This window comes from Roseivivax jejudonensis (assembly GCF_900172265.1).
Taxonomy (GTDB): Bacteria; Pseudomonadota; Alphaproteobacteria; order Rhodobacterales; family Rhodobacteraceae; genus Roseivivax; species Roseivivax jejudonensis.
The window spans coordinates 129854-143193 of sequence record NZ_FWFK01000008.1; the positions used below are offsets into that span (position 1 = coordinate 129854).

The 13340-nt window shown below is 68.1% G+C and carries 9 protein-coding genes; 7 read left to right on the forward strand and 2 right to left on the reverse strand.

The features are described 5' to 3' along the window. Positions 1-53 precede the first annotated feature (53 nt). Together ROJ8625_RS18725 and ROJ8625_RS18730 are read right to left on the reverse strand one after the other, a co-directional pair. Complete coding sequence (locus tag ROJ8625_RS18725) at positions 54-3131, reverse strand: valine--tRNA ligase (protein ID WP_085793457.1); 3078 nt, start codon at positions 3129-3131, stop codon at positions 54-56. A gap of 975 nt (positions 3132-4106) precedes the next feature. Then, positions 4107-4325 (reverse strand): DUF1127 domain-containing protein, encoded by a 219-nt coding sequence (locus ROJ8625_RS18730; RefSeq protein WP_085793542.1) that lies wholly within the window; start codon positions 4323-4325, stop codon positions 4107-4109. 1088 nt (positions 4326-5413) lie between these two features. Here ROJ8625_RS18730 and mraZ point away from each other — a divergent pair. From mraZ to mraY, 7 genes are all read left to right on the forward strand, one after another. Next, entirely contained in the window at positions 5414-5929 is a 516-nt protein-coding gene (gene mraZ, locus ROJ8625_RS18735; protein WP_143535199.1) for a division/cell wall cluster transcriptional repressor MraZ, read from the forward strand. After that, positions 5929-6906: a 16S rRNA (cytosine(1402)-N(4))-methyltransferase RsmH gene (gene rsmH / locus ROJ8625_RS18740; protein WP_085793458.1), complete on the forward strand. Its 978-nt coding sequence runs from the start codon at positions 5929-5931 to the stop codon at positions 6904-6906. Before mraZ ends, rsmH begins: the two co-directional genes overlap by 1 nt. 1 nt (position 6907) lies before the next feature. After that, positions 6908-7261, forward strand: a complete 354-nt coding sequence (ftsL, locus tag ROJ8625_RS18745) for a cell division protein FtsL (protein ID WP_085793459.1) — start codon at positions 6908-6910, stop codon at positions 7259-7261. Between the two features lies 1 nt (position 7262). Then, complete coding sequence (locus tag ROJ8625_RS18750; protein ID WP_085793460.1) at positions 7263-9044, forward strand: peptidoglycan D,D-transpeptidase FtsI family protein; 1782 nt, start codon at positions 7263-7265, stop codon at positions 9042-9044. A 157-nt stretch (positions 9045-9201) separates the two neighbouring features. Further along, positions 9202-10704, forward strand: coding sequence for a UDP-N-acetylmuramoyl-L-alanyl-D-glutamate--2,6-diaminopimelate ligase (locus tag ROJ8625_RS18755; protein WP_234984319.1), 1503 nt, complete (start codon positions 9202-9204; stop codon positions 10702-10704). A 2-nt stretch (positions 10705-10706) separates the two neighbouring features. Beyond that, the gene (locus ROJ8625_RS18760) at positions 10707-12140 is read left to right on the forward strand and encodes a UDP-N-acetylmuramoyl-tripeptide--D-alanyl-D-alanine ligase (RefSeq protein WP_085793544.1); all 1434 of its coding nucleotides are present in this window, start codon (positions 10707-10709) and stop codon (positions 12138-12140) included. Positions 12141-12198: 58 nt separating this feature from the next. Next, positions 12199-13281 (forward strand): phospho-N-acetylmuramoyl-pentapeptide-transferase, encoded by a 1083-nt coding sequence (mraY, locus tag ROJ8625_RS18765; RefSeq protein WP_085793461.1) that lies wholly within the window; start codon positions 12199-12201, stop codon positions 13279-13281. Positions 13282-13340 lie beyond the last annotated feature (59 nt).

Consider the following 13340-nt stretch of genomic DNA (forward strand, 5'->3'; position numbering starts at 1 on the left):
ACCCGGGTTTGCTTCGGCGGCACACCGCGCAATGACGCTATTGCCGGAAGCGGTCAGCCCAGCTCGCGCAGACGCGCAAGAGCGGTCTCCAGGGTCATCGCCTCTTCCCGCCGGGCGGCGAGCGTTTCACGCGTGTCGGCAACGACGTCCTCGGGCGCGCTTTCCACGAACTTGGGGTTGGACAGGCGCTTGTCGAGACCTGCGACCTCCTTCTCCACCTTGGCATGGGATTTCTCGAGGCGGCTCATTTCCGCGGCGACATCGACGATCCCGTCGAGCGGCATGCCGAACGTGGCGCTGCCGACCGGAATGGTGACGGTGCCCTTCGGGAAGGTCTCGGTTTCGGTCAGGCTGTCGATGCGGGCGAGGCGGCGGATCAAGGCGGCATTCGCCTCCCACGCGGCGCGGCCTTCGGCGTCGAGGTCCGACACCAGCAGAGGCACCTGCATGTTGTTCGGCACCCGCATCTGCGCCCGGGCCGAGCGCACGCCCTCGATCAGCTGGATGACCCACGCCATCTCACGCTCCGCCGCGGGCACAACGCAGTCATCGGCGCGATCCTCGGGCCAATCGCCATGCACGATCATCGTGTCACGCGTGCCGAGCGTGCCCCAGAGCTCTTCGGTGACGAACGGCATGAAGGGGTGAAGCATCAGCAGGCACCTGTCGAGCACCCAAGCCATGGTCGCGCGCGTTTCGGCGGCAATCGCGTCGTCCGAACCGTCGAGCAGCGGCTTCGAGAACTCCACGTACCAGTCGCAGACGATGCCCCAAGTGAAGGCGTAGAGCGCGTTGGCCGCGTCGTTGAACCGAAATGCGCCAAGGGCGGCATCGACCTCTTCGCGGACCTTCGCGGTCTCGCCGATGATCCACTGGTTCGCCGTCGCGGTCGCCCGCGGCGGCCGGTCCTGCGTCCGGTGGCCCTCGAAGACGCCGTTCATCTCGGCGAAGCGGCAGGCGTTCCAGAGCTTCGTGCCGAAGTTGCGGTAGCCGGCGATCCGGTCTTTCGACAGCTTCAGGTCCCGGCCCATGGCCGCCATCGCGCTGAGCGTGAACCGCACCGCGTCGGCGCCGTATTCCTCGATCAGATCGAGCGGGTCGAGCACGTTGCCGAGCGACTTCGACATCTTCTTGCCCTTCTCGTCGCGGACGAGCGCATGGACATAGACGGTATCGAAGGGCCGTTCGCCGACGACGGCGTATTGCATCATCATCATCCGCGCGACCCAGAAGAAGATGATGTCGAAGCCGGTGATGAGCACGCTCGTCGGGAAGTAGCGGCGCAACTCGTCGGTGTCCTCGGGCCAGCCCAGCGTGCCGATCGGCCAGAGCCCGGACGAGAACCACGTGTCGAGGACATCGGGGTCGCGGAAAACCGGGATGGTCTTCGGCCCCTGCGCCTGCCGGATCGCGCCCTCGTCGGTCCAGTTGTCGATATAGGCCCGGAACAGGTCGAGCGCGGCGCCTTCGTCGGCGGTGACGCGAAACTCCGCATCGTCGCCCCAGAGCACGCGCAGCTTGTCCAGCGCCTCCGCCTCGGTGGGGGCGCAGACATGGTGCCAGTCGGTGCCGCCGGCCGGGTTCGGCGCGTACCACACCGGGATCTGGTGCCCCCACCAGAGCTGACGCGAGATGCACCACGGCTCGATGTTCTCGAGCCAGTGGAAATACACCTTCTTGTCGCGTTCCGGCAGGATCTCGACCGTGCCGTCGCGCACGGCGTCCAGCGCCGGCCCGACGATCTGGGTGGTATCGACGAACCACTGGTCGGTCAGCATCGGCTCGATCACGACCTTCGAACGATCGCCGAAGGGCTGCATGATCGGCTTTGATTCGATGAGCGGCACGAGCTGTTCGTCGCGGGCCTCGCCGCCCTCCTCGGGCGCGACCGGCGCACCGGTCCCGAGCCGGGGATCGGTCGGCGGGACCATCACGGCGAGCCCTTCCTCGGTGATCTGCTCGACGACGCGCGCGCGCGCCTCGAAGCGGTCGAGCCCGCGCAGGTCGTCCGGCACGAGGTTGACGGCGTCGGCCTCGGTCTCGGACAGCGTTCGGTCGCCCTTCGCGACCGACACCGCCAGTTCGGCCGCCTCCGCGTAGGACGCGCCGTCGGCGCGCATCCGTGCCGCGGTGTCCATCAGCCGGTAGCAGGGGATGTCGCCGCGCTTTGCCACCGCGTAGTCGTTGAAGTCGTGCGCGCCGGTGATCTTGACCGCGCCCGAGCCGAATTCGGGGTCGGGATATTCGTCGGTGATGATCGGGATCAGGCGGCGGTGCTCCTTCGGTCCGACCGGGATCTCGCACAGCGCGCCGACGATGGGCGCATAACGCTCGTCCGAGGGGTGCACCGCGACCGCGCCGTCGCCGAGCATCGTTTCGGGGCGCGTCGTGGCGATGGAAATGTAATCACGCTCCTCCTCGAAGACGACGGCACCGTCCTCGTCGCGCTCGACGTAGGTGTAGGTGCGCCCGTCCGCTAGCGGATACTTGAAGTGCCACATCTGGCCCGGCGTCTCGACGTTCTCGACCTCCAGGTCGGAAATGGCCGTTTCGAAGTGCGGGTCCCAGTTCACCAGCCGTTTGCCGCGGTAGATCAGGCCCTTCTCGTACATCTCGACGAACACGCGGATGACCGCGTCGTGAAAGTTGCCGTCCTCGCCCGCGGGCGCGGCGGGCGCACCCGACATGGTGAAGGCGTTGCGCGACCAGTCGCAGGAGGCGCCGAGGCGCTTCAACTGGTTGATGATCGTGCCGCCGGATTGCTGCTTCCACTCCCAGACCTTTTCGAGGAACCGGTCGCGGCCCATTTCGCGGCGGCTCTCGTCGCCGGCCTTGGCCAGTTCGCGCTCGACGACCATCTGCGTGGCGATCCCGGCATGGTCCTGCCCGGGCTGCCACAGCGTGTCGTGCCCGCGCATCCGGTGCCAGCGCGTCAGGATGTCCTGCAGCGTGTTGTTGAACGCGTGACCCATGTGCAGGGAACCGGTCACGTTCGGCGGCGGGATCATGATGCTGAAGGTGTCCGCGCCGGGGCGCGCGTTCGCGCCGGCGGCGAAGCTGCCCGCCTCTTCCCAGGCGGCGTAGAGGCGCGCCTCGGCCTCGGTCGCGTCGAAGGTCTTGTCCATCGCCATGATCGTCGTCCCGTCTGTCGGCCCCGTCGGGGCGTCGTGGTCGGGAACCATCTAGCGAAGCATGACCGGAAGGGAAAGCGGGGGAAGGACGCGGCGACGCCAGGGAGGAGGAGAGGCGCCGCCGCTGATCCGAGAGCCCCAAGGGAGGAGGAGAGGGCCCGCGGCTTGGTGCGGACGGGGGAGCGGGGCTCCGTGTCCGCGATGTTCGGGCGCGGCGACGCCAGGGAGGAGGAGAGGCGCCGCCGCTGATCCGAGAGCCCCAAGGGAGGAGGAGAGGGCTCGCGGCTCGGATGCGGACGGGGGAGCGGGGCTCCGTGTCCGCGATGTTCGGGCGCGGCGACGCCAGGGAGGAGGAGAGGCGCCGCCGCTGATCCGAGAGCCCCAAGGGAGGAGGAGAGGGCTCGCGGCTCGGATGCGGACGGGGGAGCGGGGCTCCGTGTCCGCGATGTTCGGGCGCGGCGACGCCAGGGAGGAGGAGAGGCGCCGCCGCTGATCCGAGAGCCCCAAGGGAGGAGGAGAGGGCTCGCGGCTCGGATGCGGACGGAAGAGCGAAGCTCGGTGTCCGCGATGTTCGGGCGCGGCGACGCCAGGGAGGAGGAGAGGCGCCGCCGCTGATCCGAGAGCCCCAAGGGAGGAGGAGAGGGCTCGCGGCTCGGTGCGGACGGGGGAGCGGGGCTCCGTGTCCGCGATGTTCGGGCGCGGCGACGCCAGGGAGGAGGAGAGGCGCCGCCGCTGATCCGAGAGCCTCAAGGGAGGAGGAGAGGCTCACGGCTCGGATGCGGAAAGGGAGCGAGGCTCCGGTTCCACGTTGTTCTGTTGATGGATCGTACCGAGGGGCCGGTCGGTCCTGCGATCGGGCATCGTGCTGCCCGTTATTCGCCTAACCCGCTACATCCATCATGGTTTCTGCACCGCAACATCTTTTTCGTACTATACGAGCAACCCGTTGCGATTGCCTTACTATTTCCCGTCGAATTACGAGCGGGCGTCGTGTGCTGCCTGCCACGCGATCCCGCGCAGCTGCGACCGATGCAGGCCGAGATCGGCCAGTTCGCGATCGCTGAGCGCGCTCAGTTCGTTGAGCGTGCGCTTGAATGTCTGGCGCCGTGCCATGTGCGTGCGCAGGCCGGATGCCAGCGCTGCGAACCGGGTGCCGAATGCGCCGTCGGCGGCGGCGTTGATGACCTGGGCCATGGTCGTCTCCATTGCCTGTATTCGATGTTGACGCTAACTTGGCCCCAATGCTGCACCTGCACAATGGCTGTATCGGCAATGCTGCCATGCAGAAAGCGCAAAGGCAAAACTCAATAAATTCAAAAGGTTCCGGGTCGTCGATTTTCGTGACGTTAGGTCATTTTGCAGGTGTTGCGGGGCGGTCGCGCCAATTTTCATCAGCCTTGCCCCTCAATCGGGGCCGAGCGCTGCGACGTATTCTCCCTTAGGTTGATAGCTCCGCGGGACAGGTGGTGCGACCGTGTTCGGCGGCCGTTCTGGTCGCGCTGCGCAGCCTCGTCATGCTTGGTCGCGCCGCGCCCCTCGACGACCGCGCTCCGCGCACGCGCACGCGCACGCAACGCGCACGCGCGTACTGCTCTGGCCGTCTCGCGGTGACTTCTGTCCTGGGGGTCTTGGGACTGCATGGACCGGGCGCCGCGGATTGACCGGTCTCATGGGAATGCATGGGCAAGAGTTGGGTCCGGGCGGGAATCGAGTGGCGATTCCGGGCGAAACCGCGACCGTTGGCAGCTTTCCTACGGAACTTTGGGCCAGATCGGGCCGTTTGTTGCGAAATGGTCACGGAAAATCCGGGTGTTCGAGCGAAAAAATTTAGCGCTCCATCCGCCGCGCTTCTCTCGGAATCTGCCAGATATTGTGATGGGACGTGAGCGGCGGACAATATAGGGCGTCTGTTCTCGTCGGATTGCCTACGATATGTTGTTTTCCACAGGCGCTGTGGACAACATTCTGAGCCTTGGCCCGCTTTTTCCCATTGCTGCCCATGAATTCCCATGCCATACCTAAGTCACTCGATGAGGGACGGAGACAAAGACGGGAACGCAACATCCCGCAGAGAACTCCAAAATAAGAACTGGCAGGTTTCATACAGGCACCGGCTCTCATCCAAAAAACGGAATTCGAGCTGCGCGGGCGAGCAGACATCCCCCCAGGTGGCGCGCGCTCTCGGATCCTCCCGCCCAAGCGGGACCAGGCGGCGGGTTGATCAATGGCAGCTGATCAACCCGCCGCATTTCGTTTCAGGGGGCTGAGAAAGGGCCGGAGGCGTGGGCCGCAGGCTGAGGTTCAGGGGCGAAAGTCGGCACAAGGTCGACAGCAAGGGCCGCGTGTCCGTGCCCGCGGCCTATCGCCGTGTCCTCGAAGCCGGCGACCCCGACTGGACCCCCGGCAGCGACCCGGGCGTCGTCGTGGTCTACGGCGATCACCGTCGCCAATACCTCGAATGCTATACGATCAGCGAGTTCGAGGCGCTCGAAGAACGCATCTACAACATGAAGCGCGGAAGCCGGAACCGTAAGATTCTCGAGCGGCTCTATTCCACGCAATCGCTGGTGACCACAGTCGACAATACCGGCCGGATCGTTCTTTCGGCCAAGCTGCGGGCCAAAGTCGGTATCACCGACGAGGCGCAGTTCGCGTCGAATCTCGATACCTTCCAGATCTGGGCGCCGGACGTCTACGAAGCGGACGAGCTCACGAAGACCGAGGATTATCTCGACGAGATGCCGCCGGATTTCGATCCGTTGCTCCTGCTCGACGAGGATGACGAGGACGCGGCCTGATGGCGGCCGAGGCGGCTCCGCACGTTCCCGTGCTGCTGCGGCCGATCCTCGAGGCCGCGGCGCCCGTCTCCGGCGTCTGGATCGACGGCACGTTCGGCGCGGGTGGCTACGCCAAGGGGCTTCTGGAGGCCGGCGCGGCGCGCGTGCACGGAATCGACCGCGATCCTCTTGCGCACCAACTCGCCGCGGCGTGGATCGCGGAGCAGGGCGACCGGTTGCAGCTCCACCGCGCCAATTTCGCCGAAATGGATCAGATCGCCGAGAACGTAGACGGCGTGGTCCTCGATCTCGGCGTCTCGTCGATGCAGATCGACAGGCCCGAACGCGGCTTCTCGTTCCAGAAAGACGGCCCGCTCGACATGCGCATGAGCCAGGACGGCGCGACCGCCGCCGACCTCGTGAACGAACTGCCAGAGCAGGCGCTGGCCGACATCCTGTTCACCTATGGTGAAGAGCGCGCCTCGCGGCGCATCGCCAAGGCCATCCTGCGCGCGCGGACCGAAGCGCGGATCGAGACCACGGCCCGGCTCTCCGAGATCGTCGAGGGCTGTCTGCCGCGTCAGAAGCCCGGGCAGTCCCATCCGGCGACGCGAACCTTCCAGGCGCTGCGGATCGCGGTGAACGACGAATACGAATCGTTGTGGCGCGGGCTGATCGCGGCCGAGCGGGCGCTGGCGCCCGGCGGGCTTCTGGCCGTCGTCACCTTCCATTCGGTCGAGGATCGCATGGTCAAGCGCTTCTTGCAGATCCGCGCCGGCCAGACCGGCCGCGCCAACCGCTTCCAGCCGCTCGTCGAAGAGACGCCGCCGCATTTCACGCTCGTCTCGAAGAAGGCGATCGGCCCGGATGCCGACGAACTCGCCGCCAATCCGCGGTCGCGCTCGGCCAAGCTCCGTCTCGCCCGCCGGACGGACGCGCCCTCGGGCGACGTCGATCCGCGCGACATCGCCATGCCCGTGTTGAAGGAGGATCGCTGAGATGCGCACCCTGATCTACGTGATGACGGCGCTCGCCGTGATCGGCCTCGCCTTCTGGGCCTACCACGAGAACTACAAGACGCAGGCCGCGCTCTCGCGGTCCGAGTCGCTGTCGCGCGACATCGGCCGCGCGCACGAACGCCTGGCCGTGCTGCGCGCGGAATGGGCCTACCTCAACCGGCCCGACCGCCTGCGCGACCTCGCCGAGATCAACTTCGACCGCCTGAAGCTTCTGCCGTTCCGCCCCGAGCAGTTCGGTCGCGCCGACCAGGTCGCCTATCCGAATCCGGACGCGACCGCGGATTCGGTCGACCTCGACACGCCCGTAGACGTCACTTCCGCCGGAGCCGACTGAGATGATCCGCACGCCCCTGCGCCCGCTTGCCCGCATCCTCGACGCCCGCCGCAAGGGCGAGAATCCCGACGCCATCGAACGCGAGAACCTACGCCTGCGCCACGAGGCGATGCGCGACCGCGCCCGCGTTCGCGCCGAGAGCCGGCTCGTGATGCTGTCGGTCATGTTCTTCTGCGCGTTTGCGGTGGTGGGCGTGCGCATGGGCGTCCTTGCCGCGACCGAACCGGCCGAGCCGCGCGCTCAGGCCCCCGGCGCGGCGATCGTGTCCGGCCGGGCCGACATCGTCGATCGCAAGGGGCGGATCCTCGCGACGAACATGGAGACCCATTCGCTCTATGCGCATCCACAGCAGATGATCGAGCCGGCCCGCGCGGTCGACGAACTGATGAAGATCTTTCCCGATCTCGACCGCGAGCGACTGACCCGCGACTTCACTGGAAAGCGCAAGTTCGTCTGGGTCCGCAAGACGCTCAGCCCGGAGCAGAAGCAGGCGGTGCACGACATCGGCGAGCCCGGTCTGCTGTTCGGCCCGCGCGACATGCGGCTCTATCCGAACGGACGGCTGGCAAGCCACATCCTCGGCGGCACACGCTTCGGCCAGGAAGGGGTGCATTCGGCCGAGGTGCTGGGTTCCGCGGGCCTCGAGCGGTTCCTGGATACCGAGCTGCGCGATCCCGCGCGGCAGGGCCGGCCAGTGGAGCTGTCGCTCGACCTGACGGTGCAGGCTGCGGTCGAGCGCGTGCTGGCGGGCGGCATGATGCTGATGAACGCCAAGGGCGCGGCCGCCGTGCTCATGGATGTCGACACCGGCGAGGTCGTGTCGATCGCGTCGCTGCCCGATTTCGATCCGAACTCGCGCCCGCTGCCGCCGACACAGGGCTCGGCCGCGGACAGCCCGCTTTTCAACCGGGCGGTGCAGGGCGTGTACGAGCTTGGCTCGACGTTCAAGATATTCGCCGCGGCACAGGCGATCGACCTCGGGCTCGTGCATCCGCAGACCGTGATCGACACCAGTCCGCCGATGAAGGTGGGCGGCTTCCGCATCGGCGAGTTCCGCAACAAGAACTACGGCCTGCAGACCGTCGAGGAGATCATCGTCAACTCGTCGAACCGCGGCACCGCGCGGCTGGCGCTGTCGATCGGGGCAAAGCGCCAGCAGGAATTCCTCAAGAGTCTCGGCTTTTTCGAACCGACGCCGCTGGAGATCGTCGAGGCCAAGGGGGGAGCGCCGCTTCTGCCCAAGGACTGGACCGAGCTGTCGAGCGTGACGATCTCTTACGGGCATGGCCTGTCGTCCTCGCCGCTGCATCTGGCCGCAGGCTACGCCGCGATCGCCAATGGCGGTTACGCGGTAAAGCCCACGCTGCTGAAGCAGACAGGGCCGCGCCTCGGACCCCGGGTGATGAGCTCCGGCGCCGCCGAGGCGGCGCAGGTGATGCTGCGCAAGGTCGTGACCGAAGGCACCGCAAGCTTCGGCGAGGTTCCGGGTTATCACGTCGCGGGCAAGACCGGCACCGCGGACAAGCCGAAGGAGCGCGGCGGCGGCTACTACACCGACAAGGTGATCGCGACGTTCGCGTCGTTCTTTCCGGCCACGGATCCCAAATACGTGCTGATCCTGTCGCTTGACGAGCCTGTGGAGACGACCGGCCCGGTGCCGCGCCGCACCGCGGGATGGACGGCAGTGCCGGTCGCCGCGGAAATGATCGCACGGGTCGCGCCGCTGCTCGGCCTGCGCCCGGATCACCGTGCGAAGACGGGCCTCGTCCTCGCCAGCGACTGAAGCGTCGCGCGCGCGAACAGAAACGGTTTCGCATGGCGGTGGGCGGTGTCCGCCGCCATGTGCGCAAGGAAGGGCCAGCGGCTGACGACGGGCGTGCGGAACCCTTCCTCCGGCGGGCGGAGCCTGATAACTGGATCGGACCACAGGAGGCACCGACATGACCCGGGGACAGCGCGTGAGCGGCACCACCAAGTCATTGAACGAGCTCGGTTTGACGGCCCGGTCCGGACGTGACGCGCAGGTCGCCGGCCTGGCCGTCGATTCCCGCGAGGTGCAGGAGGGCTTTCTCTTCGCGGCGCTTCCCGGCACCCGTGTTCACGGCGGCGAGTTCATCACCTACGCTCTGCGCATGGGCGCCGCGGCCATACTGACCGATGCCGAGGGGGCCGAGATCGCGTCAGCCGAGCTTGCCGCGTCCGACGCCGCGCTGATCGTCGCGGCCGACCCGCGGCAGGCGCTGGCGATGACCGCCGCGCTCTGGTTCGGCGCGCAGCCCGAAACGATGGTCGCGGTGACGGGCACCAACGGCAAGACATCGGTCGCGACGTTCACGCGCCAGATCTGGCAGGAACTCGGCCAGCGCGCGGTGAACCTCGGCACCACGGGTGTCGAGGGGGACTGGCACGCCCCGCTCAAGCACACCACGCCCGAGCCGATCACGCTTCACCGTGCGCTGGCGCAGGCGGCGCGCGCCGGGGTCGATCACGCGGCGATGGAGGCGTCCTCGCACGGGCTCGATCAGCGGCGACTCGACGGCGTGACGCTGGCCGCTGCAGGGTTCACCAACTTCAGCCAGGATCACCTCGATTACCACGCGAGCTTCGAAGAGTATTTCGATGCCAAGGCGGGGCTCTTCGCCCGCGTGCTGCCCGAGGACGGGACGGCCGTGGTCAACATCGAGGACGCGCGCGGCGTCGACATGGTGGCAATCGCGAAGGCGCGCGGACAATCGGTCATCACCGTCGGCCGCGAAGAGGGCGCCGACATCTGCCTGATGGCGCAGCGCTTCGAGCCCAAGGGCCAGGAGGTGCGGCTGCGTCACGCCGGAACCGTGCGACAGGTCCCGCTCAACCTGATGGGCGGTTTCCAGGCCGAGAACGCGATGGTGGCCGCGGGCCTCGTGATCGCCTGCGGCGCCGATCCCGAAGAGGTCTTTGCCGTGCTGCCGCGGCTCGAGACGGTGCGCGGACGGATGCAGCTGGCCGCGACGCGTACCAACGGCGCCACGGTCTTCGTCGACTACGCGCACACGCCCGGCGCGGTCGAGACGGCTCTGCGCGCGCTGCGCCCGCATGTGATGGGACGGCTGGTGGCGATCGTGGGCGCCGGCGGCGACCGCGACCGCGCGAAGCGCCCCCTGATGGGACGTGCGGCGGCCGAGGCCGCCGACCTCGTCATCGTCACGGACGACAACCCCCGGAGCGAGGAGCCGGCCGCCATCCGGGCCGCGGTGCTCGAGGGCGCGCCCGACGCGATCGAGGTGGGCGACCGGGCCGAGGCGATCCTGCGCGGGGTCGATGCGCTCGGTCCCGGCGATGCGCTGCTGATCTGCGGCAAGGGCCACGAAAGCGGACAGATCGTCGGTGACGTGACCTATCCCTTCGACGATTCCGAGCAGGCGTCGGTCGCGGTGGCGGCGCTCGACGGGTGGGCGACGTGACGGTGCTGTGGACCTCGGAGGAAGCCGTGGCCGCGACCGGCGGACGCTGCAAGACCCCGTGGACCGCGCGAGGGGTGTCCATCGATACACGGACGCTGCGGCGGGGCGACTTGTTCGTCGCGCTATCGGCACAGCGCGACGGGCACGACTTCGTGGCCGAGGCCCTTGCGCGGGGCGCCGCGGCCGCGCTTGTGTCGCGCCGGCCCGACGGCGTGGACAAGGATGCGCCGCTTCTGAGGGTCGATGACGTTCAGGCCGGGCTCGAGGCGCTGGGGCGCTGGTCGCGCGCCCGCATGCGGGGCCGCGTCGTGGCGGTGACCGGGTCGGTGGGCAAGACGTCGACAAAGGAGATGCTGCGCAAGGTGCTGGGCGGGCAGGGGCACTGCCATGCCGCCGAGGCCTCCTACAACAATCACTGGGGCGTGCCCCTGACGCTGGCGCGGATGCCGGCGCAGTCGGATTTCGCGGTGATCGAGATCGGCATGAACCATCCCGGCGAGATCGCGCCCCTGTCGCGCATGGCGCGCCCCGACATCGGCATCGTGACCACCGTCGCGCCGGCGCACCTCGCCGCGTTCGAGAGCCTCGAGGGGATCGCGCGGGAGAAGGCGTCGATCTTCGAGGGATTGGCACCCGGGGGGACGGCGATCGTGAACGGTGACCTGCCGACCACGCCGATCCTCGTGGCGGCGGCCGAGGCCGCCGGCGCGCAGGTGCGTACCTTCGGTGAAGCCAGCACCAACCATCACCGGGTCACCAGCATCCGCATCGGCGATCACGCCACCGTCGCCGAGGGGCGGGCGTGGCGCGAACCGGTGGTCTACAAGGTCTCGGTGCCGGGACGGCATTTCGCCGTGAACGCGATGGCGGTCCTCGCCGCCGCACATGCGCTCGGCCTCGACCGGGCGCGCGCGCTGTGCGACCTCGGCCTCTGGCAGCCGCCGGCGGGGCGCGGCCTGCGCGAGGTGATCGCGCTCGACCCGGTCGAGACGACGCACACGCTCGAGCTGATCGACGACGCCTACAACGCCAACCCCACCTCGGTGGAGGCGGCGCTCGAGGTGCTGGCGGCGGCCAGCGTGATCCACGGCATCGGGCGCAAGGCCCAGGGCCGGCGGGTCGCCTATCTGGGCGACATGGGCGAACTCGGGCACGACGAGGCCGCGCGCCATGCCGCGCTCGCCGAACTGCCGCACATGGCGCGGCTCGATGTCGTGCATTGCGTCGGTCCGCTGATGCGCGGGCTCTATGACGCGCTGCCGGCCGACCGGCGAGGCCGCTGGACCGAGACCGCGGCCCAGATGGCCGCGAGCGTGCCGCGCGATCTCGATGCCGGTGACGTCGTTCTGGTCAAGGGATCGAACTACATGGGGCTCTCTCGGCTGGTTGACGCCATCCGGAAAATGGGCCAAGCCGCCATCGCTTCCGAAGAGTGAAACACGAGGGCTCGGCGCGCGCCGGAGAGGCGCGGCCGGGACAGGTGGGAGAGAGTGCATGCTCTACTGGCTGACCGAGTTGTCCGACGGTGGCGGCGCCTTCAACCTGTTCCGCTACATCACGTTCCGTGCCGGCGGGGCGTTCCTGACCGCGCTGCTCTTCGGTTTCCTGTTCGGGCCGCCGCTCATCAACGTGCTGCGGCTGAGACAGGGCAAGGGCCAGCCGATCCGCACCGACGGGCCGGAGACGCACTTCACCAAGGCCGGCACGCCGACGATGGGCGGGCTGCTGATCGTGGGCGCGCTGCTGACCTCGACGATGCTGTGGGCGCGGCTCGACAACCCGTTCGTGTGGATGGTGCTGTTCGTCACAATGTCCTACGCGGCGATCGGCTTTGCCGACGACTACGCCAAGGTGTCCAAGCAGACCTCGGCGGGACTATCGTCCAAGATGCGGCTGCTGCTGGGCTTCGTCATCGCCGGCATCGCCGCCTACTGGGCGTCGCTGTTCCATCCGCCGGAGCTCACCGGCAACCTCGCCCTGCCGGTGTTCAAGGACACGCTCATCCATCTCGGGGTCTTCTTCGTGCCGTTCGCGATGATCGTGATCGTCGGCGCGGCGAACGCGGTCAACCTCACCGACGGACTCGACGGGCTGGCGATCATGCCGGTGATGATCGCCGGCGGCACGCTCGGGATCATCGCCTATGCCGTGGGCCGCGTGGACTTCACCGAGTATCTCGAGGTGCATTACGTGCCGGGCACCGGCGAGATCCTGATCTTCTGCGCCGCGCTCTTCGGCGGGGGCCTCGGGTTCCTGTGGTACAACGCGCCGCCGGCGGCCGTCTTCATGGGCGACACCGGGTCGCTCGCGCTCGGCGGGGCGCTCGGGGCGATCGCGGTCGCGACCAAGCACGAGATCGTGCTGGCCATCGTCGGCGGGCTCTTCGTGGTCGAGGCGCTGTCGGTCATCATCCAGGTCTTCTACTTCAAGCGCACCGGCAAGCGCGTCTTCCTGATGGCGCCGATCCACCACCACTACGAGAAGAAGGGCTGGGCCGAGCCGCAGATCGTCATCCGCTTCTGGATCATCGCGCTCATCCTCGCGATGATCGGCCTCGCGACGCTCAAGGTCCGCTGATCCGGTCGGGCGCGCCGCCGGCGCGCGCCTGTCGTGTCGCCGCCGGCCAAAGCCGGCGC